Raw genomic sequence first — 20,899 nt, 5'->3', positions numbered from 1 at the left:
AAAAGCACCTCATTGGAGAGGACAGTAGTAGTCTTTTCCCGCCCCGGTTTTATTTGCCAGGCAGCCGCCGCCACACAAAGAAAAATAACGACAGCAAGCACAGCCTTTATTTAATTCCGTAAGCTTTGCCTGCAAGCAAACCCAGGCTTTTAAAACGCCTTCTTTGAGGTGGCTAAGCGGGAGGGGAAAGTAGGGGCAGGGTTTTACTTCCCCTTCCGGGCCAATAAACATGGCCAGCCTTCCCCCAGGGCAAAGGTTGGGAAAGCCGGACAGGCCTAACAGGGGGATGTCTATGATCAGCTCACGTAAGGGTAAATTTCCCAGCTTTTTGATTATCTGTTGGAAAGACGTAAACTCGAGAGCATATTTATGGTGCCGGGGAACAATAAAAATATTGGCTTTAAAATTATGTTTGGCGCACCAGCTTAAAATATCAGCTATTTCTTCCGTGTTTTCCCGGCAAACCGGGAAGACCAGGATTTTCTCCTGGTTATAATTTTCAGCCAGCCAGCGGGCAAAAACCATTATTTTCTGAAAATTATCTTTTTCACCTGCGATCTGATCATGTTTTTCTGGATTTAAAGAAAAAAGACGCAGGCGGATCTGCTGAATTAGATTTAAAGATGAAGGCTGCTCCAAAAAGCCGCCCCAGGTATCTACAGAAACCGGCCACCTCATGCTTCGCGCCAGGGAAAGAATTTCCTTTAAGCGCAAATCCACAAAAGGCTCTCCGCCTGTTAAAACGAGCACACCCTGGGGTGGGTTTGTCTTAAGGTAAGCAAAGACCTGGTCGTAAGCTGATTCGCTTAAAATGCCTACTTTTCCTGGATTAAGGAACGGGTCGTAATTGTTTAAAGCCAGGGCAAGGATAAAGGGGTGGCTTAAAGCGAATTCTTTCACCGGCCCCCACCTTCCAGCCAGCATAAGGGGTCAGCGGCCAGGTAATCCTTTGAGCGCGCCCAGGCATCGGCCCGGCACCCCCGGCAGATGCTAATGTATTCACAGCCGGAGCATTTTCCTTTTAAGTTATGCCAGTTGCGCAAGGTTATAAATAATGGTGAATTTAGCCAGATTTCTCTTAAACTTTGGTTTTTAAGATTTCCAGCGGGAATCCTTAGCTTTACACAAGGGTAAACGTCCATTTCAGGTGAAATGGCCACCCCGGCAATACCGGCAGTGCAGCCGCCGGCTATTTTGTTGGGTTTTACAGATTTTTTCTTTTTTTCGTTAAACCAGAAATTTAAAGGGTCATCGTTGGGGAGGCCAGCGTGAAAAGCTTTTAACAACACGTCTTTCCAAATAGAAGGGTCAGTTAAAGGAGCCAGGTTATTTTTTCCAAAACCGCACATGCGGGCAATCTTGGCTACAGCGCCATTTTCTTTGGCTATTTGGACAAAGGCATCCAGCTTATGGTGGTTGTCTGCATTTACTGTACAGAGAAAAGAAACCGGCACAATTTCTTTCAAATAGCAGGCAGCGCTAACCGCCTTTTCGAAAACCCCTCTTCCTCTTATCTTATCGTGAGTTGATTCATCGCCGTCTAAGCTTATCTGTACTTCGTCAAAAATCTTAAAATATTCCCTCGGAAATTCCCGGACTAAAGTGCCGTTGGTAGTAAGCAAAAGCTTCCGGCACACTTTTTTAAGTTCTTTAGCTAACTCAAAAATGTTCTCCAAAACCAAAGGTTCTCCCCCGGAAACAGTAATGAAATGTGGCTTTACTTTAGCAAGGTAGCCCAAAAGCAAATTAAAATCACTAAAGTCTTCTGGAAGTTCACTTCCCCGGTAGCAGTGGCTGCAGGATAGGTTGCACCTGCCGGTGATTTCTAAAGTTACCAGATGAAGACCTAAACTCATGTTTAACCTTCTTTCCAAAGAGGCGTTTTATATAACAATTAGGTTTTTTTCCATTAATTGATTAAGAAAACCGGTTATCTCTTCCATAGCTCTTTCCCTGGCAACGTTATATTTGTTAACTACTATTTCAGCCATATCCTTTATTGTGTGCTGGCCGTCACATAAATGCCATATTTCTGCCGAATAGCTTCCTAAAACAAAAAGCTGGTGCCCCCGATAAAGTACAAGCCTGTCCCCCTCCTGGCGCTGCATTAAGCCTGTGTCTCTTTGCCTTGGACAACAATCGGGCAGTAAGGATCCGAACATAAATAATCACCCTCCAGAAAATAAGCTAGGCCCCGGCAGCCTCCCCGGCAGCCGTCACGGTAAGCACAGGTGGCACAGGGGCCTTTAAGCAAGGTGGGGTCGCGCAGTTTCTTTAATACAAACGAGTCATGCCAAATTTTGCTTATAGAATCATGATAGATATTGCCTATAATAACGTCTATCATATATGCGCAAGGCGTTACATCTCCATGGGAATTTATCCAAAGGCGCGTGTATCCTGCTTCACATGGCCCAGCCTGGCGTTTTTTAGGGGGAAGAAAAAGAAATTCCCAGGGCATTTGAAAGCCTATGTTACCTTTAAATATTTTGTTCCATGAATGCTTTTGCTGAAGAAAATCATATATTGCTCTAGAAGAAAGAACCTCGCTCTTAAACTTAGCACCTCTGCCTAAAGGCATAAATGGTAGGAATCTTACATCTGAAATATTAAGTGCAGAAAGGAAACTTAAAAATTCTGGAATTACCTTGATATTTTCTTTATTTAGGACACATGAAACAGAAACTTTGGCGCCTGATTCACGCAACATAATAATTGCCTCAATTGCAGAATCAAAGGTTTCTTTGGGCCGAAAATAACCATGGAGTTCTGGTGAAGGGCCGTCTAAACTGACCCCTACTCCCAACAAGTCATCATATTTTTTTAAAATTCTCCGCAATGAATTAATCCTAGTTGGTATAAGCAAACCGTTTGTAACAAAAGACAACTTTAACCCTTTCGACAATATGTACTCGCATAAGTCGAAAAAACCATCGTAAAGAAGTGGTTCACCGCCTCCTAAATCCAATATCCTTACGCCTATAAGCTGAGCTTCATCTACGAGTGATAGTATTCTATCATAGGGTATACTCTTGCCTTCTTTGCTTGCTTCAGCTAGACAGTGTGGACAATCAAGATTACAACGTGTTGTAAGCTCTATGGACAATTCCAGGGGACTTTTTGGTAAATACATAAAATATCAGGCTCCCTTTTCAGTAAAACTGAAATCCGGGTCAGGGTGGGGGTAAACCCCCACCCTGACCAAAAATTTGCTATTCTTCCGCAGATTCGCCAACACAGAAACCCGACTGTCCTGCATGATTACTCATGCAACCTGCAAACACAAACTCCTCCAGCTCAAGCGTCCACTCCATACCTTTTCACCTCCTCCCTCAACTGTTAATCACTGCAAGCCTCGGAAACCAAAAGCTTGCAGAAATTCATCATCGCAAATCATTCCTCCCACCTTACCTTTATCAGCTCTTTTTCAGCATCGCCGTTAAAGTACATTCTATACATTGGGAAAGGAGAAAGACCTTTTACATTTTTCTTTGAAACAACAATATGCTTCTGATAGGCTATAGGGCATGAAACAACCAGTTCTTCTAAAGCTCTCTTTTGCGCTGCCTTATACTTTTCTGCTGCTCCTGCAAGATCTTTCCTGCTTTCCAGCTCCATTCCTTCCTCTAACAGCCGGTCTATCTCTTCATCTTCCGGCCGGTGATAACCTATCAAACCACTTTTGCTGTAAAGCTGGTCGTAAAGCATTGTGCTGGGGCTACCCCAGAAAAGACCCACCAGGTCAAGACAAATATCAAAATTCCCCTCCTCAATTACTTCTTTGTAGTAAGCATTCGAGTCCAAGCCTACGATATCTGTTTCTATGCCTATTTTCTTGTAGTAAGAACCAATAGCTTCGGCAAGTTCCTTATAGCCTTCTTCCGGGGCATAATAAGTAAACCTGAGTTTCAAAGGTTGACCGTTTTTATCGACATAACCCCTATCGGTCTCCCGGTAACCAGCCTTTCCAATAAGTCTTTTCGCCTCGTTGGGATTATAAGACCATCCTTGGATTTCATTTTCTGCAGAATATATGACCTCAGGTGGTACTATTGCCTTGGCCGGACTGGCTGTCCCATAAAAAACTCTGCTTACAATCTTATCTTTTTCGAAGGCCATACACAGCGCCTTTCTTAAGTTGATGTCTTGCATCTGAGGACGATTGTGATTAAACAGAAGAATAGCTGTACAGCCACGCGGAGCTACAACTACGTTAAAATCTTTCCTTAGTTCGTTAATAAGCGGGTAAGGAGGATAAAGGACTACATCAACCTCCCCTCTTTGTAAAGCCATTACCCGGGTATTGGCATCTGGTATTGGTTTAAATACAATTCGTTTGAAGTAGGGCTTTTCGCCCCAGTACTCATCGTTGCGCTCAACTATTACATACTGGTCTTTGACCTCTTCCTTAAATTTAAATGGCCCTGTGCCAACTACTTCTCCTTTGCTTATTGCTTCAGGATCAAACCCTGCTATAGACCCATGGGTCATTAAATTAGGTAAAAAGGGGTAAGGCCTAAGTGTTTTTATTTCTAGTGTATACTTGTCCACTACTTTGAAAGAATTGTGATCTACAACTTGACTTACTCTCTGGCCAACATAACCTGTTTTTAACTGATCGAGATAAATAGTAAACGCAAACTTGGCTGATTCCGCATCAAATTCTTTACCGTTATGGAATTTTACCCCTTCACGTATTTTAAGGCTCCACGTAAGATCATCTAGTCTATCCCAGGAGAGTACCAATCCTGGCTGCACTTCTAACTTTCTGTTGAGAAAGAGTAGAGGTTCATAAATTTGCGTACAGCCAGCTACTTTAAAAGCCTTGCTCGGAGAATAGGTATTTAATGCTATAACCAGTTCTTCTTTAGCCGGGACCCCGGTAGCTATTCTCACCAGGCGCGATTGGTCATCCCACGCCACCTTTGCCCCGAAGGCCTCGCTGATAAGCCGTAAAGGCACCATGGTGCGCCCATTGACAATTTTTGCAGGCGCATCCAAAACAACCTGGGTAACTCCTCTTTGGGTGATGGATGCAATCTTGCTGCCGACGGTTAATTTAATGACAGTATCATTTTTTTCCGCAGTTACTGTTTTACTTTTTCCATCCCATTCGACTGAGGCTCCTAAAGCTTCGAATAGTGTCCTGGCAGGAACAAGGACCCTCCCTTTTTCAATAAACGGGGAAACATCAAAGGCCAATAATTTGTTGTCTACCTCAACTTTTATGGCTTGCTTGTCTGGAGTGGCTATGGCAGCTGGTGCTACGGTAATATTGAGCAAGCCTGCCACAAGCATTGCGGTGAGCAATACCAAAACGAACCTGCTCTTAGGCAAATTCATTGTTTACGCCCCCTTACACATTACTTTTTAAGTGATTTGCGAATATTAAGCCTGCATTTTTTTTAAGCTCGCCCGCTTGTTTTGATATTTCAATTCCCACCCCCTATATCAAAGAAAAACCGCGAAGATCTTACCCGCCTTCACGGCATGGTAGAAACCTTCGCGGTTCCTCTTACTGCTATATTCTGTTCATTTTTGTTTATTTTGCTACCTGCTGTCTTGAAGGCATTGTATCATAAAAACTCATCACCATAAAATCTTATATTGACCGATTCATTAGGAGATTCTGGATAAGTCTCTATATTTTTCTTGTTTTTTCTAAAAAATTCTGTTATTATCGCTTTCAGTTCTGTCTATACGGTTCCCACAGCTCATGTATCCTCACTGCCTGTAGGTCATGATCTCGTACAGGCTCACCGTTAGGTCTACTTTCACCAAAACACTAATTATTTGACTAAGGCAGCGTTCCTTCCTCATTCTGCAGGCTCTAAACTCCACCAGGAGAAGTAATTAAAGGGACACCTGGGGTAAGTAATCCAACCGGTGTATTTGTCGATCCTGTGGGGATATAACAGCTCGTTCCAGCTCAAGGCGATTCCCACCAACGTCTTGTTGTAGTAATCCTGCAGCTCCCGAATCGCCTCTAAGGCCTCTTTTTCGTTACTGGCATAGAGCATTTTAAAATAGAGCTCTTGCAACTGCGGGTCATCGGAAGTGCCCCAGGCGCCTATTCCTTCCTTGGTTTTGCCCAGGTCAACAAAGTGGCACAGCCCGCCAATGACCTGGGTGATCATGGGGTAGGCCCTCCTCACGCACAACCAGAAGTCCTTATCATCGTGGAGCTTCTTGCTGGCTTTATCAACATTGCCGATTACTTCCTGGTCAAGGGTAGCATTAAGACCCACGTTCTTTAGATAACTGGCTATAACCTCGGCCATCCGGATATATAATTCATCAGGAGATCCATAGGGGATAAGGGCAAGGATAAGCTTTTCCCCAGTTGGAAGGTCGCGCCAGCCATCGCCATTTTTGTCCACCAAACCTAAAGAGTCGAGGATTCGCTTTGCGCCTTCGGGATCATACGCCAGCCTGGAGAGTTCTGGATTGTGACCCGGAACACGCGGGGGAATAAAACCCCTTCCGGGGACTTCCCCGTAACCCCCGGCAAACATTTTCACCAGCTGGTTATAGTCAAGGGCCAGAGAGATTGCCTCGCGCATTTCCTTAAGGTTCAATGGGTACTTTTGCACATTAAACTGGAGGAGGAAGCTAATCCCCGTGTTGGGCGTGAGACCCAGGGAAACACCTTTTGTCTTTTTCAGAGCCTCAGCGTAGGCTGGTGCTACCGATTCATAGTAGGTGCCCAAGCCATCAATTTCCCCTTTGCAGAGGGCCAGAACGGCCTGATCCATGGTGTCGAAAATCTTGTAACGAACTTCATTGAGGACCGGTTTCCCGGCAAAGTAATCGGGGTTGGCTTTTAAGTAAGCTATTCTTTCTGCAGGATCGTAACGCTCGAAGATAAAGGGGCCGTTGCCAATCATCAACTCGCGGCCTGTAGCCTTCCCCGGGTCCCCAGTGGCCACTATATCTTCCCAGATATGCTTAGGGAGCATGTAGTTTCCGGCTTCTTCAAGGAGTGCGGCGTAAGCCACCGGACGCTTGAAATGGCAAGTAACCGTCCAGGGATCCTTTATTTCTGCCCGCTCAAAAAATGGTTCCCAGATGAGATTGCAGTTAGTCATGAAGTGGTGCTTTAAATTAGCCTCGTAAGTAAACTTCACGTCTTCAGCAGTTACTGGTGTCCCATCATGCCACTTTGCATTCCTGCGGAGGTAAAAAGTAACGGCTTTGCCTTCGGGGGATATTTCCCACCTTTCTGCCAGACAGGGAGCTAGCTTCAGATCGGGGGTGAACTTTACCAGGCCCACATGTGTGACCCCTTCAATGTTCGACTGGGACAACCAATCGGCTACTCTAGGATTTAAGGTTCCAAAACCGCCTTTTCTGACGGTACCCAGGACGAGCGGGCGAAGGGTTTCCTTGAATATCCTAGCGGTACCCGTATTTCCGTCCCATTTCACGGCCGCCCCCAGGTGCTCGCTCACAAAGCGCAAGGGAACAAAAGCCCGACCCTGGACTATCCTGGGAGCCACTTCCATCACGGTTGTCTGGCCGTCCGAAGAAGCCAAGCGATTGCCGATTTGAAGCTTGACCTTCTTGCCTTCGGCTTCAATAGTGATAGTTTTTCCTTCTCCTCCCAAATTACCTTAGCTCCCAAGCTCTCCGCGAGGGCTCTTACAGGAACAAGGGTTCTTCCGTTTTCAATAAAGGGAGGCACATCGGCAGAAACCCTCCGGCCGTCCACGAGAACGCTTATCTTAGGGGCGGCAAAAGCAGGGTGAATTCCCCATAAAATACTGGCAGTAAACAAGAGGATAACAACCGGGGCAAGCAGTCGTAGCGCTTTAAACCTCACGTCACGCAACACTCCTTTCATTTGCGGTTTTCGGTTTTGCCCAGCCCTGAACTATTTTAATGCTCGCCGGAATCACTCTTTCTCGGCATAGATCATCGCATCCCTGTACCAGCAGTTGACCCACAGCGTTCCGTCTTCTTTCGTGACGAGCTTTCCTTCTGCCTCCAGGTAGGCGCGCACTTTATCTTCATCTTCCGGGGCAATTCCCTCATCGTGGCGCCAGGTCTTGACCAGCAGGTCCCAGGGGTAAAGATAGCGCCTGGTGTTGATCTCCACGCTGGCCTTGATCCCCAGCTGGTAGACCACATTATAGAGGATGATATAGTCGGGAGGGGGCTCATAGTCGGGGACGAAGAGGGGATACACCGCAGCCAGGGAGCTGCCGGCCTGGGTGATCAGGAAAAGAACGCCTCTGGTGCAGCCCCACATCTTCATCAAGGCGTCCTTGATATCGGGCATGGCAAAGCAGTAGGCGGCGTTGACCAGATCGTACTCCTGCAATTCCTCCCGCGACACGTCCTCCCAGCGCTTGTTGATGATCTTGATGTTCTCGAGCCCCTCCGTCCTCTTGAGCAACCTCCGGATCTGCCCCTGCGAGGGCTCGACAACCGTAACTTCCTTGACGATCCGGGCCAGGGGAACGGTATAGGCGCCGTCCCCGGCCCCGATGTCCAAGACCCTAGAATTGGGGCCGAGGTAAGACTTCATCTTCTCCAGGATGGCCCCGGGATAATTCTTGTACCCGTGGTCAAAGTAGAGCTCATCAGGGTAATTGTCCCAGTAGTCTTCGTTGGTGAGCCCCTTCTCTTTCAGCCTCCTTGTCCAGAAATACTCCTCGCGCTTCTGGTGCCATACTGTTGCCCAGTCAAGTTCCACTTTAGCAGCCTCCTTGCCCGGCAGCCTTCTTAATGAGCGCGCAGGCTGAACCAGGTCTGGTAGTTTACGGGGCCGAACCCGCTGCGGATCACCCAGCCGCTAAACTTGTCCGTCCGGTACGGATACAGGGCCTTCCCCCAGATCAGGGCGAGCCCCGGCAGTTCGCGGGCATGGTAGTGTTGGGCTTCTCTTAAGGCAGCAGTCCACTCCGAATCGTCTTTTGCCTGCCTGACTTTCTGGTAGATCCGCACGTATTCCGGATCGGCGCGGGTGCCGAAAGCTCCCTGGGCATCCACAAAGTACATCAAACCCCCGTCGTAGATGGCCGCGCCCGGTGTGGCATAGCCCAGGTAGAACCAGTAGTCGCGGTCGTTCCAGACCCGTTGCTGCCACTTCTCTTCATTACCGAGGACCTCAGGATCGATATACGCATCGATTCCAACCTTTTTCAGGTGGCTGCAGATTACCTCCGCGGCCCTCACCATCATCGTTTCCTTTCCTTTCTTTGTGGCGGGCGTAACCGGAATGCTCAGCTTCGAGCCGTCCGGGAGCTCTCTTATCCCGTCCCCGTTTTTGTCTTTCAGGCCCATCTGGTCGAGGAGGGCATTGGCCTTCGCCAGGTCCTGTTTTAGCCTGGGGATCGACGGGTCATACCCGGGGAGGCTCGGGGGCACGATGCCGCGTCCCGGAACCTCGCCGTAATCCCCGGCAATCGCCTTCACCAGCATCTCGTAGTCGATGGCGTAAGAGACCGCTTCCCGGAAAGGTTTCTCCCGCACCGGGTATTCCCTGCCAAAAGCCATGTAGATCATGATTCCCAAGTCGGGGATTACCCCCAGCTCCAGGCCGGGAACATCCTGCAAGGCAGGGGCATAAGAGGCCGGAACGGGCATGGCATAGTCATATGTAGCAGCGATTTCTCCCTTTTTAAGCGCCATTACCAGGGCATCAACGTTTTTGTAATACTTCACCTTGACCTTTTCGACGCTCGGCTGCCCGGCAAAGTAGTCGTGGTTGGCCTTGAAAGTGGCGGTCTGGGAAGCGGGGTCGTAGGACTCGAAAATAAAGGGGCCGCTACCAATGAGGTTCTCCCTTGCGGTGTATTTCTTGGGATCCTCAACGTTCTCCCAGATGTGCTTCGGCAAGATGATCCCGATGCCGATGGCTAGATCCTTAAAGAGGGAATAGACCAGGGGTTCCTTCAAGTAGAAGGTAACTGTGTGCTCGTCGGCAACTTCGATTCTCTCGATTGCGGCCACCGTCCACCGGGCAAGCTCTTTCAAGTGCTTGAGTTTGTATTCAAAGGTAAACTTCACGTCTTCGGCTGTCACCGGCTTCCCGTCGTGCCACCGGGCATCCTTTACCAGGTAAAAGGTGACTGCCTTCCCGTCCGGAGAGACATCCCACTTTTCGGCAAGACACGGCACAATGTTCAACTGGGAATTATACTGAACGAGCTGGACATGAGTGAAGCCCAGGTGGTTCATCCGGTACCAGGCGCCCAGAGCATTTAAGATATTCAACGGTTCAAGTGGGCTGAGCGTCCCCAGCGATACCTCCTTCACCCTGCCGCTCTTTACGTCAGCCAGTTGCCTTCCATGGTCCCACCCCACCTGGCAGCCAAAGGTCTGGGCGACAAAGCGGAGAGGGACAAAACACCTGCCGTTTACGATCTTCGGCGCAACCTCCATAAAAACTTTTCCATCGTTTTTCTCAGCCGCCCTGCTCCCGACAGTGAGCTTCAGCAGCAGGTCCCCTTTTTGCAGGGTGACCATCCTTTCATCGCCGTACCACCTGACTTTTAATCCCAGCGCCTCACCCAAGCCACGAACAGGAACCATAATTCTTCCCTGCTCATTAAGCAGTGATGACCCAGAAGCCAGTTCCCTTCCGTCGACCTTGACGCTGAAATCCTTCGCATAAGCCAAGGCCGTCCCATTAAAAAGGGTTACGGCAAAAAGGAATAAAACCGCCAGAGTAAAAAACCTGGCTTTTCTCGCCACCATTGTTCCCCCCTATCTCAACTGTTCTGTGGTTACCATAAAGAGTTTTCCTGTTTCGGGGTCTTTGAAGACTGTCCCCACCTTTTCATAAGCCTTTCCTTCCCCAGGTGTTTCCAGCAGGTCGCGCCGCACTTCGGGGAGATGGGAAACTTCCCTCGCTTGTTTTAACTCGATTCTTTCTCCCTGAGGGATGATCGGAACTTTCCAGTAAATCACCAGGGCAAGCATCAAGCCGCAGGCGAAGACCAGCATGGCGTCTACAATGTTAATCGCTCCCTCTAAGGGATTTGCTTCCTCCGCCGAAGTCAGCAGCCCCTTCTTTTTCCGCAGCGACCTCATGGCTCTTGCTCACCTCCAGCAAAGCTTCAGTAACGGTTTCCAGGATGCTCATGTAATCCTCGTACCACCGCCGGCGCACCCTGGAAATGAAATAGGCGATGGCGGCCGACGCCAGGCCAAGCACGGTGGCGTCGAACGCCGTCAGCAAACTTTCGGCAAGTTTTTTGGTATCACCCTGGCTCAGAGCAATTAGCCCCGGGCCGAGAGGGATCAGTGTTGCCATCAAACCGAGCATGGGGCCTAACCGGGCCACGAGTTCTGTTTTGGTCACTATCTTTGCGTAAAAAAGCTCCTCCCGAGTAAGCATCCTGCGCGCCAGGGCCTCCCAGGCAGCGTGGGGCAGTTCTGACTGCGCCAGCAGCGCGCCCAGCGCTTCTTTTTGCCTGCGGAGCATATTGCTTTCCTCAACCAGTCTTCCCAGTTCCACCCGGTGCCTGCTCATTTTGATTTTTCTCACCAAATCAGAAACATCGGTTAAAGCAGCACGCCTCGAAAAGAGCCATTCCACCAGCAGGCTGCCCAGTTCAATTACAGCAAAACAAATAAAGAACAGAAGCACGGCGATGGTGGGAACCAGCAGGATGGCAGAAAGCTGGTGCATTACTTCCTTCAATCCGTACAGCAGACCCAATTTCAACTCCTCCTCAAAAACCAATTGGATGCATCTGGCCAAATTCTCGCCTGTGCTGGAGGAGCCCCTTTGCTCCGCCCACCGCAAGCAGGGCCAGAAGGACTCCAACAGCAGGCCAGCAGGAAGCTTGCCCCTGGGAATGGGCAGCAGGCAATGGTACAGGCTCCACTTCAAAGATCAGCGGCCCTGGTTTAACCTCGGGTGCTCGGGGCGGCAAAGGCGCTGAACTTGCCTGCTGCTGTTGGGATTTTGTTTGGACCGGTTCTACCCCTGCTGCTGATGGCTTTTTCTGAACCGCCGGAGCGCTCCCCTTTTCGCCAAGCCGAACCCGGGAATCTTCCTGCGGTCCTGGTTCTTTGCCGGTCTCAACTCCCTGCAGGCCATGGGGTGTCCCGGTAATTTTTTCCACCTCCCCTCCCCCCCATTTTTCCAGGGCCGCCCTCAGCCCCGGCACGTAGGTGTATTCCAGGGGCAGGTCGTCCTGGTCAAGGATCGAACTTTCGCTGCAACAGTGGAAGAGTACATTACACCCCTTCAGCAGTTCCTTGAAAAGTTCGGGCCGGTTTGCACCCCAATCCGTCTCGGAATAAACATTGCCCAGGCGGTTCACAAACTGGTTGGCCACCTTTTCCGGGTCCTGCGGAGATCCGACAACATCGACTCCGGAACCAAACTCTCCTTCAGGTGGAGCAAAAATCCTGGCCGCCGCCAGTTCGCCGGCTTCCTCTGGCTGGTGGCCTTTGGCCAGGAGCTCGCGGACGGCAATTATCCAGCACCCGGCAACATAGTTGGAGTCCAATGGCTCCCTCCCTTTTGTGAGCAGTCTGGCTCTTTCTAAAGAGGCAAGGGAGGCATCCAGGGCCCCCTGGAGGTCGGGATAGGCTGAGGTGATGCTCTGGTAAGAAGCCGCCAGGGCCAGGCGGTGGGCCCGGTCCAGCATAATCACCTGGTTCTTGAAAAGGTCGCGAAACAGGCCTGTGGCTATCATTATGACATCGGTGCGCGGCCGGCCCAATTCACTGGGACTGATCAACTCCAGGCCAACCACTTTTCCAGATGGATCCCACCGGGGCCTGACGCCAAGCAGGGCAAGGGCAAAGGAAACCATCGGCCCTTCCCTCCCCGCCGTCTCCTTGCCCCAGATCACTGCGGCTACCCGCGGGGGGTAACTCCCTTTTTCTGCTCTGAACCTGCTCATAGCCTCCCGGGCCAGCTTTTCCCCCACGGCATAGGCCTCCCGGCTGGGATATCTTTCGGGATCGATGGTTTCTTTTTTGATTTTTTCGTCAAAGCGGAGGACGCTCAGATCTGATTGCCCCAAAGCAGCAGAGGCAAAACAGGCAACAGAGAGATAACCTGCGAACAAGAACAAAATCCATTTCCAGCGCTGCAATTCCGCGCCCCCTTTCTTAAAAAGCACCCTGTTGCAGGATCTCGTGAGGCTGGCGCACCGGCGGCTGCTCCTGCAGCTTCCCGTCCACCAGGCGGTAAATCCGCCGGCAGAACAACCGGGCCAGTTCTAAATCGTGGCTGATGAAGAGATAGGCCACCCCTTTTTCCTTTTGAATCGCCTGCAAAAGCCTGATGATCTGCGCCTGGGTAATGACATCCAGCATGCTGGTGGGTTCATCCAGCACGAGAAACTTCGGCTCAAGCACCATGACGCGGGCGATGGTTGCCCTCTGCAGTTCTCCCCCGCTCAGCTGGGAGGGGTAGCGGCCCAGGTGCTCGGCGTACAGGCCGACGGCTTCCAGTTGCTTTAAGAGGACCTTCTCTGTAAAGGGGATTCCGTGCAGCCTGTACGGTTCGGCCAGGCTCCGGATCAATCTCCATTTGGGGTTGAAGGCCGCCTCGGGGTGCTGGAAGATGATCTGGGCCTGGCGCCGGAAATCCTTATTCTCAGACGGAGTCAGTCTGGTGATTTCCTTCCCGTTAAAGAAAATCTGACCCTCATCGGGTTTTAAAAGACCTGTTAAAAGGAGCCCCAGGGTGGTTTTGCCGCTCCCGCTTTCCCCGACGAGGCCTACGGTCTCCCCTTCATCGATAAAGATCTCGGCCTCTTTGATCACCTTAATGGACCTTTTCTTGAGCCACCCGATTTTATAGGTCTTGCTCAGGGCAACTGCTTTAACTAACATAGAGCCAGCACCTCACCTGGCGACCGTTTTGTTCTAAAAGGGGTGGCTCCGCCTGGCAGTGGTGGAAAGCGCGGGGGCAGCGCTTTCGGAAACGACAGCCCGGTTCTCCATAGCTGGCGTGCTCAGGGGCGTAGCCGGCCAGGGGCCGCAAGCCGCGGGGGGGTAAGGCGGCCAGCAACGCCTGGGCGTAAGGGTGGAGCGGCTGTCTGAAGAATTCCGCCCGGGGAGCCACCTCCACAATTTGGGCTGCATACATTACTGCCACCTTTTGGGCAAACTTTTCGGCAAAACAGAGGTCATGAGTAACGGTTAAGATAGTCTTTTCTGCCAAACTTTGAAAGAGGTTTATGATTTCTTCTCGCCTTTCCCAGTCCACTCCCTTCGTAGGTTCATCAGCAAGGAGAACCTGGGGCTCGGCAGCTGCCCCCATGGCCACCAGCACCCTCTGCTTCATCCCTCCGCTGTACTGATGCGGGTACTCAAAGGCTCTTTTGTGAGCCTCGGGGATGCCCAGTTGCCCGAGCAGAGAAACCGCCTTTGCCAGAGCGGGCCTCTTTTTGAAGCCCAGGTGGACGATCAGAGGCTCGGCCACTTGAATTCCCACGGTTAAGACGGGGTTCAAGGCGTTTCCTGTCCCTTGCGGAATGTAGGCCAGCTCCCGCCCCCGGATCCGGCAGAGTTCATCCTCGGATAAACGGAGAAGGTTCCTTCCTTTGTACCAGATTTCTCCGGCAATCCGGGCACCGGCCGGCAAAAGCCGAAGGAGGGAGAGAAGCAGGACGCTTTTGCCGCTGCCTGTTTCCCCGACCAGGGCCACCCGCTCCCCTTTTTCAATCTCCAGGTCAACCCTGTCCACTGCCCGGATTGAACCCCCGGGACCCGGAAATTCCACCGACAGGTCCCTGATAAGAAGCAAACTGGAATCCACTATCAAACACCCTGCCTGACAGCTTAAAAAAGCCGCCGCGTACCCCTTTCCTTGCGAGGAGCCACTGAAACAAAAAACCACGAAAATCTCATCTTGCTTCTGCAAGAAAAGACCTTCGTGGTCTGCCTTTCTCTCAACCAAACCAGAGCAGCTTCAGCCGCCTTTTTATTCGGGAGATATTCTATTCGACATTAAGCTTCGACATTAAGTAATAAATTCCTGCAACAGAATAGCTGGCAACCTCACCTTTTGCCCGGCCTTACCATTAAGGGCAAGGATGTATTTGCATTTCGATTTCTTTACAAGCCCGGAACGCTGCGGATGCGGTACTGACGGAACGTACTCCAGGTCCTTTTCTCCCCGCCGGTCCTCATTACTCGGGCTTGATTACCCCGCAGTTATTCTCCATTGCCTTACCAGCCCAAACCTGACCCACCCCGGCCGTGGTAAAAGCAACCTGCCCAGCAGCATCCCCACGGCGCCAACTATCAGATTTATACCAGATTTATACCTAAGGTAAAAATTTTTCCATATGGACAGTTTGCTGGGGGCCCCCTTCATCCAGCCTTAGCTTAAATCCCTGCGAATGCCAGAATTCGAAAGCACCTGGTAGGTACATATGAGTATGGAGATAAATTACTTTATACCCTGCTCCCCTGGAGAATTGTTCAGCTTCTTTTACCAACAGGGAACCAATTCCCCTTCTTCGGTATTTCCTATCAACGTAACATCTGGAAAGCTCTGCCGTCGCCTTTAAATCATAAAAACCATCCAAAATCCGTATTCGCCCGTCATACCGGCGCACGGCCAGGGCGCCGACAATCTTATCATCTTCGGCATAAGCGGTCAAAAAGGTATTGCCAGGGGTTTCGAGGTAGACCTTTTGAAACTCAAGCAGATCGCGGTCCCAATCCGGCCTGATCTCTCTACCATAAACCTCTTTAATGCTGCGAATAGCGAATTCGGCAACCTCCTGAGCATTATCCCCTGCCGCGCTCCTGACAACAATCCCCGCACTTGTTGGCATATGGATCACCCCCACGCACTAATCACCTCAATCACGTTGCAAGCGTCACCTCTGGTGTCAACAGATAGTACTCGGTTGGAGATGGCGTAATCCCCTTAACCTTATTGCTCATGGCCACAATCGTCTTGGGGTAGACCAGGAATGCGAAAGCTGCGTCATCGAGCAGCACCTGTTGAGCCTCTTTTGCTATGGAGTTTCTCTTTTGGGTATCGAAAGCGGTTTTGAGCTGATCGACCAGAGCGTCAAGCCTGGGATTGCTGTATTTCCCGAAGTTGGAGCTCGCTCCCGTCCTAAACATGATCTCCAGCAGGTACTGAGGATCAGCAGTCGGAGCAGTGTTTATGCTGTAAATGGCAGCATCGAAGTCTCCTTTCAGAGCATCGCTGATGTTTTCCACAACTGAAATATTTATCTTGATCCCGATCTCCTGCAGCTCAGCCTGGATGGCCTCCAAAAGAACCGGCAGCTCTGGCCTGCTTTTATAACAGAGAACGGTAAACTCCAGCTTTTTCCCGTTCTTCCGGCGGATGTTGTCAGAGCCAACCTTCCAGCCTGCGGCATCAAGGAGCTTCTTGGCCTCATCGGGTTGATAGGCATATCCCTTCAGCTCATTCCCGCCAAAAGGCAGGACCAGTGGATAAGGGCTAACCGCAGGGATGCCGCTGCCTTTCATCACTTTATTAGCCAGGTCTTCCCTGTTAATGGCCATATTAATCGCTTTTCTCACGTTAATATCGTCAAGTCCTGGTTTCTTGACATTAAAAATGAGCATATGGGTGCGCACAGAGGACCAGCTGAGCGTCCGGAATGATCTGCTCTTTTTAATGGCCTCAAGGCTTTCTGCAGGAATGTTGTTCGCAACCTGGACCTCCCCCGCCTGCAGGGCCATTATCCTGGTATTGGCATCAGGAATAAGCTTGATAATCACCCTCTCCAGCTTCGGCCTCTCTCCCCAGTAATCGTCATTCCTTTCGACGACCACCTGAACGTCTTTCACATATTCTTTTAACTTGAAGGGGCCGGTCAGAATGGGTTTCATGGCAAAAGCATCGCCCATGGCACTGGCTGCCTCTGCATCAACGATCACCGTCAGGGGATCTGCCAGGGCATTCAGCAATGCCGGGTTTGGATGGTTGGTCTTTACCGTAATCTCATTGCCATTTGCCTCTATTGATGCGATATCGAGCAACTCAGGCGCTCTCTTATTCATTCGCAGGGAACGCTCGAGCGATACCTTGACCGCCTTTCCGTCGACCTTTTTGTTGTTATGGAAGAAGACATTATCCCTGATCTTGATCTTCCAGGTCAGTTCGTCCACTCTTTTCCATGATTCTGCGAGCCAGGGTCTGATCTTCATATCTTTGTTGATCTTGAATAGGGTCTCTCCCAGACCGTATTCCACAGTGTACCAGCCGTTATATTCCACAGCAGGGTCAAGATTGGTCGGCGACTGGGCCAGGCCTAGCGTGAGGGTTTTCTCCGTTGTCCCCCCTGTCGACGCTTTTTCGGATACCTTTTGGCCGCAACCCAATGCTGACAGCAAAAGAGATGCAATCGTTATCAGAGCGATCAAATATTTGCTCGACTTCATAATCTGTAACCTCCCTTTCAGATACCATATGATTCCACTGCAGAAATATCGATTCAGTCACCCAAGCAGATGTATTTAGTAATTGAACACATTTCCGGTCGATCTTCCAGCTTTGCATCATATAACTGGTTTCTCGGCAACAATCATAAAGGTATCTCCAGACGTACATCCGGCACCAGAGGGGCTTATGCTTGTTTCACGGCAACAATCATAAAGGTATCTCCCCAATAGCCTGTCTTCAAATGTTCAAATATGCTTCGTATTTGAGAATTAATGTTAGATTTAACGGTAATTATTTTGAAGCCACAAGCGTTTAATATTTTTTGATCCTCCTGCGGCCGGAGGCGGTCAATAAGGGGTAATTTCTGCAAAAATTCCTCATTCCGGTCCCGCTTCCAGGGTTTATAGCCCTCGGAAAGAAAGATTAATATCCAGGCAAAAAATTGCCAGGCCCTCCTGAACGGGGAACGCAGGTTTAGGTACCAATTGCCGTCAATAACTATTAACTTTCCTCCCGGGCGTAGTACCCGCCACCATTCAGCGTATGCCTTTCCCGGGTCCGGCAAGGTCCAGACGACGTGGCGGGAAACTACTGCGTCAAACGTATCGTCGGCAAATCCAACGAGTTCCGATGCGTCATTTAAACGAAAATCTATTCGTAAACCGCGTTGGGCAGCATTTCTAGATGCAATTTCCAGCATTCCCGGTGCAGCATCCACGGCCATAACACGGTGTCCCATTTCGGCCAGAAGCAATGCTAAAAATCCGGAACCGGTTCCCACATCCAGGACATGCTGGGGTACTTTCTCTCCCAAGGCTTCTCGAAGGAGATTTTTCCACACTTCAATACCCTTCTGATTGCGAAACTCAGCCTGGATACTTTTATCGTACTCACTCGCTTCCCGGCTCCAGTAATTTGATATCTCGTTGATCATCTTACTCCCCTCTCGCCCGGCTTTATTTGGTCACAAAAAGCTTTTCCCATTTTACGGGAAAATACGCCGTGGTTCCGAATTCAAAACCCTGGACATACGAATTAACTACCATAATTTCTTCCGGGTAATAAAGAGGCACACACATGGCCTGTTCGTAAATCAAGTTGAATATTTCATCATAGATTTTTTGCCTTTCTGTTTCGTCCATAGTAGATAAGACATTATCAATCAGCAACTCAAGTTTTGGATCAGCCCAGGCAACAGCGGGTTTACCCTTGGCAGTATGGAAAAGTCCCGCTAAAAAGCCATGAGGATTCCAGGAGTCCGAATAGGTGCGGTAGATAATGAGTTCGTAGCCCCTGTTTTTCCAGAGTTCATCATAATAAGCAGTGCGCTCCAGCATTTTCAAGTTTACCTGAATGCCCACTTTCGCCAGATCTCCTTGGATGGCTTCACACATGGGTTTCCATTCAGGATACTCTACGTTTTGGAAGGTCAAAGAAACCTTAAAAGGCTTCCCATTCTTGTCCAGTATGCCGTCGCCATCTGTATCTTTCCACCCAGCTTCCGCTAACAGTTCCCTGGCCCTGTTCACATCGTACGGGTAACCCTGGTTATTTCTTTCGGTAACATAGGGAACAGTGAATTGGAAAAGCCCTTGCGCAGGTTTGCCCACCCCACTAAGGAGATTGTCCACCATGCTCCTTTTGTTGATCGCATAGTTGATGGCCTGCCTAATGCGGACATCTTGGAAAAACTCATTGTCATAATTGAAGATCAAGAAATAAGATGTGCTCCCCTCGGTCCGGTGAATTTGCAGCTTGCTGTCTTTTGTTATTAACGGGAGACTTTCCAGAGGAATACTGCTCATTCGCCCTCCGGCCAAATCCACCTCTCCGCTCTGGAGAGCCAGCACCCTGGCTTGAGGGTCGGGAATAACCTTTAAAATGATCTTGCTTAGCTTGGGCTTTTCTCCCCAATAATTGGGATTTCTCACCAAGACAGCCTGCTGGTCTTTAGTATAGCTTTCAACCATCCAGGGGCCTGTCCCGATCGGTTTGACGAACTTACCATTGGGATCTCCGGCAGGAGTAACCGCAGAAGGGCTCATAATTCTCACCGGCCGGGGATACGTCAATTCCGTCAGGATGGGGTAGTAGCAGATGTTAAAGTGCAACTTAATGGTATGAGAATCAACAACCTCAATCTTCTCCAGGGCTTTGGAGGCAGTGATTGAAGAATGCTCTGGCTTCTGGCGCCACCTTTCCAGGGAAAATTTGACCGCATCAGCATTAAAAGGTGTACCGTCGGAAAACTTTACTCCTTGTCGCAAATGAAATGTGTAAGTTTTACCGTCAGGTGAAATCTCCCAGGACGTGGCTAAAGCGGGTAGAATCTTGCCTTTTTCTCCATACTCTACCAAAGAGTCATAGATCATCGGATAAGCTTGAATTAAACCGTTATAGGAGGCTGCATCCAGCTGATCAAACCCGGGGTCTTCAGCGACAGCTACCGTTATTTCTCCTCCTTTTTCTTTTACACTCACCCCGGTTTTCGTTGCACAGCCCGTCAAGATTGCAACTAGCAGTATTACGATAAACAAGTTGATAAAAAACTTGTGTCTTTGAAACATAATTTATCCCTCTCTTCTTAGATTTTTACGGGCATTCACCTTGATGAACCGTCATGGCCAGCAGCACGAGAGGCGGCCATGACGGTCCTTCAGAGCCTATAGACAAAAGACGTTGCCGCGTAACGTCTAACTTCCTTGTAGCTTAAGTGCCATTTTTGCTCGTAACAGGGTTTTATTTAGTCACAATAAAGCACAATGTTGCCGTCAGGGACAGGGCATCATACACCCCTTCTTCCCCTTCCGGCACCCGGTAGCGGGCCACCACCAGGTAGCGGCCGGGGTCCCGGGCCTGCAGATTGATGCGGCCGTCCCCGCCCGTCATTTCCTGCCACTGCCGGTATCCACCAGGCCCGTTGCAGGCCACATCCAGGGCCACACCATCCAGCGGCTCACCGCGGAATTGTACCTGCAGGCCGATTTCATCACCCACCCGCCATTGTTTCCATACTGCCGGTATTATTTCCAATGGTATTCCGGCCCGCTGGGGAACACCCTCCAGGTCGTGTCCCACCGGTACGAAAGTCTGCGCGTACTGGTTATATAAAACGGCCTGGGCCGCATCCGGGTGTTCCCTGCGGGTACCCTGATGATACTTGCCCTCCTTATCCAGCACGTAGCTGCCGGTATTTTGAACAACAACGTGATAAAACCCTTCGGCAGGGGCAGAAAGACGCAGGATATAATAATCGGGGCCTCCATCGCCGATGGCCAACTCTTCTTTTTCCCCACCCGGAGCCACAACCAGCGTGGTCATGCCTTCTTTCCGGGCCAGCCCGTCCGTCTGCATATTGTGCCCCCATTTCACATACACCTCCACGTTGCCGCCTGCGTGGCCGTGGCTGCCGGCCATCTCCAGCCACACTTCGTGGCCGTATACCATCAAGTCCGTGGTATCGCGCAAGGCGATTTTCGGTTTTTCACCCATCCTCCACCACTCCTTAAACTGTAATTTAATAGATACTTAAGAAATTAAACC

General features: G+C 50.1%; 19 protein-coding genes. All 19 read right to left on the bottom strand.

Going from position 1 to position 20,899, the window contains the following annotated elements; translation table 11 throughout:
• Positions 1-9: 9 nt before the first annotated feature.
• Positions 10-900 carry a radical SAM protein gene (locus HPY58_00400; GenBank protein ID NPV28119.1) on the bottom strand — a complete coding sequence of 297 codons (891 nt, stop codon included), beginning with the start codon at positions 898-900 and terminating at the stop codon, positions 10-12.
• Positions 897-1,856 carry a radical SAM protein gene (locus HPY58_00395; GenBank protein ID NPV28118.1) on the bottom strand — a complete coding sequence of 320 codons (960 nt, stop codon included), beginning with the start codon at positions 1,854-1,856 and terminating at the stop codon, positions 897-899. Before HPY58_00395 ends, HPY58_00400 begins: the two co-directional genes overlap by 4 nt.
• 27 nt (positions 1,857-1,883) lie before the next feature.
• Positions 1,884-2,108, bottom strand: coding sequence for a PqqD family protein (locus tag HPY58_00390; GenBank protein NPV28117.1), 225 nt, complete (start codon positions 2,106-2,108; stop codon positions 1,884-1,886).
• On the bottom strand, positions 2,108-3,106 hold the full coding sequence (locus HPY58_00385; protein NPV28116.1) for a radical SAM protein: 999 nt from the start codon (positions 3,104-3,106) through the stop codon (positions 2,108-2,110). Before HPY58_00385 ends, HPY58_00390 begins: the two co-directional genes overlap by 1 nt.
• Before the next feature lie 287 nt (positions 3,107-3,393).
• Positions 3,394-5,343 carry a hypothetical protein gene (locus HPY58_00380; GenBank protein ID NPV28115.1) on the bottom strand — a complete coding sequence of 650 codons (1,950 nt, stop codon included), beginning with the start codon at positions 5,341-5,343 and terminating at the stop codon, positions 3,394-3,396.
• Positions 5,344-5,816: 473 nt separating this feature from the next.
• Positions 5,817-7,607 (bottom strand): hypothetical protein, encoded by a 1,791-nt coding sequence (locus tag HPY58_00375; protein NPV28114.1) that lies wholly within the window; start codon positions 7,605-7,607, stop codon positions 5,817-5,819.
• Complete coding sequence (locus HPY58_00370) at positions 7,505-7,843, bottom strand: copper amine oxidase N-terminal domain-containing protein (GenBank protein ID NPV28113.1); 339 nt, start codon at positions 7,841-7,843, stop codon at positions 7,505-7,507. The genes HPY58_00375 and HPY58_00370 overlap by 103 nt, the downstream gene beginning before the upstream one ends.
• Positions 7,844-7,894: 51 nt before the next feature.
• A complete protein-coding gene (locus tag HPY58_00365; GenBank protein NPV28112.1) occupies positions 7,895-8,698 on the bottom strand; it encodes a class I SAM-dependent methyltransferase in 804 nt (267 codons plus the stop codon).
• Between the two features lie 29 nt (positions 8,699-8,727).
• The gene (locus HPY58_00360; GenBank protein ID NPV28111.1) at positions 8,728-10,701 is read right to left on the bottom strand and encodes a hypothetical protein; all 1,974 of its coding nucleotides are present in this window, start codon (positions 10,699-10,701) and stop codon (positions 8,728-8,730) included.
• 12 nt (positions 10,702-10,713) lie between these two features.
• Positions 10,714-11,040, bottom strand: coding sequence for a DUF2149 domain-containing protein (locus HPY58_00355; protein ID NPV28110.1), 327 nt, complete (start codon positions 11,038-11,040; stop codon positions 10,714-10,716).
• Positions 10,967-11,641: a MotA/TolQ/ExbB proton channel family protein gene (locus HPY58_00350; protein NPV28109.1), complete on the bottom strand. Its 675-nt coding sequence runs from the start codon at positions 11,639-11,641 to the stop codon at positions 10,967-10,969. The genes HPY58_00355 and HPY58_00350 overlap by 74 nt, the downstream gene beginning before the upstream one ends.
• Positions 11,642-11,684: 43 nt before the next feature.
• A complete protein-coding gene (locus HPY58_00345) occupies positions 11,685-13,064 on the bottom strand; it encodes a hypothetical protein (GenBank protein ID NPV28108.1) in 1,380 nt (459 codons plus the stop codon).
• Positions 13,065-13,080: 16 nt separating this feature from the next.
• Positions 13,081-13,809 (bottom strand): ABC transporter ATP-binding protein, encoded by a 729-nt coding sequence (locus HPY58_00340; GenBank protein ID NPV28107.1) that lies wholly within the window; start codon positions 13,807-13,809, stop codon positions 13,081-13,083.
• The gene (locus HPY58_00335; GenBank protein NPV28106.1) at positions 13,799-14,743 is read right to left on the bottom strand and encodes an ABC transporter ATP-binding protein; all 945 of its coding nucleotides are present in this window, start codon (positions 14,741-14,743) and stop codon (positions 13,799-13,801) included. The genes HPY58_00340 and HPY58_00335 overlap by 11 nt, the downstream gene beginning before the upstream one ends.
• Before the next feature lie 505 nt (positions 14,744-15,248).
• Entirely contained in the window at positions 15,249-15,764 is a 516-nt protein-coding gene (locus HPY58_00330) for a GNAT family N-acetyltransferase (GenBank protein ID NPV28105.1), read from the bottom strand.
• Between the two features lie 31 nt (positions 15,765-15,795).
• Complete coding sequence (locus HPY58_00325; GenBank protein NPV28104.1) at positions 15,796-17,355, bottom strand: ABC transporter substrate-binding protein; 1,560 nt, start codon at positions 17,353-17,355, stop codon at positions 15,796-15,798.
• A gap of 185 nt (positions 17,356-17,540) precedes the next feature.
• Positions 17,541-18,290 (bottom strand): methyltransferase domain-containing protein, encoded by a 750-nt coding sequence (locus tag HPY58_00320; GenBank protein ID NPV28103.1) that lies wholly within the window; start codon positions 18,288-18,290, stop codon positions 17,541-17,543.
• Between the two features lie 22 nt (positions 18,291-18,312).
• A complete protein-coding gene (nikA, locus tag HPY58_00315) occupies positions 18,313-19,923 on the bottom strand; it encodes a nickel ABC transporter, nickel/metallophore periplasmic binding protein (GenBank protein NPV28102.1) in 1,611 nt (536 codons plus the stop codon).
• Between the two features lie 172 nt (positions 19,924-20,095).
• On the bottom strand, positions 20,096-20,848 hold the full coding sequence (locus HPY58_00310) for a DUF4198 domain-containing protein (GenBank protein ID NPV28101.1): 753 nt from the start codon (positions 20,846-20,848) through the stop codon (positions 20,096-20,098).
• Between the last annotated feature and the right edge of the window lie 51 nt (positions 20,849-20,899).

This window comes from Bacillota bacterium (assembly GCA_013177945.1).
Classification (GTDB): Bacteria; Bacillota; DSM-12270; order Thermacetogeniales; family Thermacetogeniaceae; genus Ch130.
Note: the sequence above shows the minus strand (reverse complement) of the source record. Positions and strands in the feature narration are given on the sequence as shown.

What these genes read in the sequence shown, in the direction of transcription:
- HPY58_00330 (NPV28105.1), bottom strand. Translation starts at nt 15,764, where the DNA reads ATGCCAACAAGTGCGGGGATTGTTGTCAGGAGCGCGGCAGGGGATAAT.
- HPY58_00325 (NPV28104.1), bottom strand. Translation starts at nt 17,355, where the DNA reads ATGAAGTCGAGCAAATATTTGATCGCTCTGATAACGATTGCATCTCTT.
- nikA (NPV28102.1), bottom strand. Translation starts at nt 19,923, where the DNA reads ATGTTTCAAAGACACAAGTTTTTTATCAACTTGTTTATCGTAATACTG.
- HPY58_00350 (NPV28109.1), bottom strand. Translation starts at nt 11,641, where the DNA reads ATGCACCAGCTTTCTGCCATCCTGCTGGTTCCCACCATCGCCGTGCTT.
- HPY58_00355 (NPV28110.1), bottom strand. Translation starts at nt 11,040, where the DNA reads ATGAGGTCGCTGCGGAAAAAGAAGGGGCTGCTGACTTCGGCGGAGGAA.
- HPY58_00395 (NPV28118.1), bottom strand. Translation starts at nt 1,856, where the DNA reads ATGAGTTTAGGTCTTCATCTGGTAACTTTAGAAATCACCGGCAGGTGC.
- HPY58_00340 (NPV28107.1), bottom strand. Translation starts at nt 13,809, where the DNA reads ATGTTAGTTAAAGCAGTTGCCCTGAGCAAGACCTATAAAATCGGGTGG.
- HPY58_00390 (NPV28117.1), bottom strand. Translation starts at nt 2,108, where the DNA reads ATGCAGCGCCAGGAGGGGGACAGGCTTGTACTTTATCGGGGGCACCAG.
- HPY58_00310 (NPV28101.1), bottom strand. Translation starts at nt 20,848, where the DNA reads ATGGGTGAAAAACCGAAAATCGCCTTGCGCGATACCACGGACTTGATG.
- HPY58_00370 (NPV28113.1), bottom strand. Translation starts at nt 7,843, where the DNA reads ATGAAAGGAGTGTTGCGTGACGTGAGGTTTAAAGCGCTACGACTGCTT.
- HPY58_00380 (NPV28115.1), bottom strand. Translation starts at nt 5,343, where the DNA reads ATGAATTTGCCTAAGAGCAGGTTCGTTTTGGTATTGCTCACCGCAATG.
- HPY58_00320 (NPV28103.1), bottom strand. Translation starts at nt 18,290, where the DNA reads ATGATCAACGAGATATCAAATTACTGGAGCCGGGAAGCGAGTGAGTAC.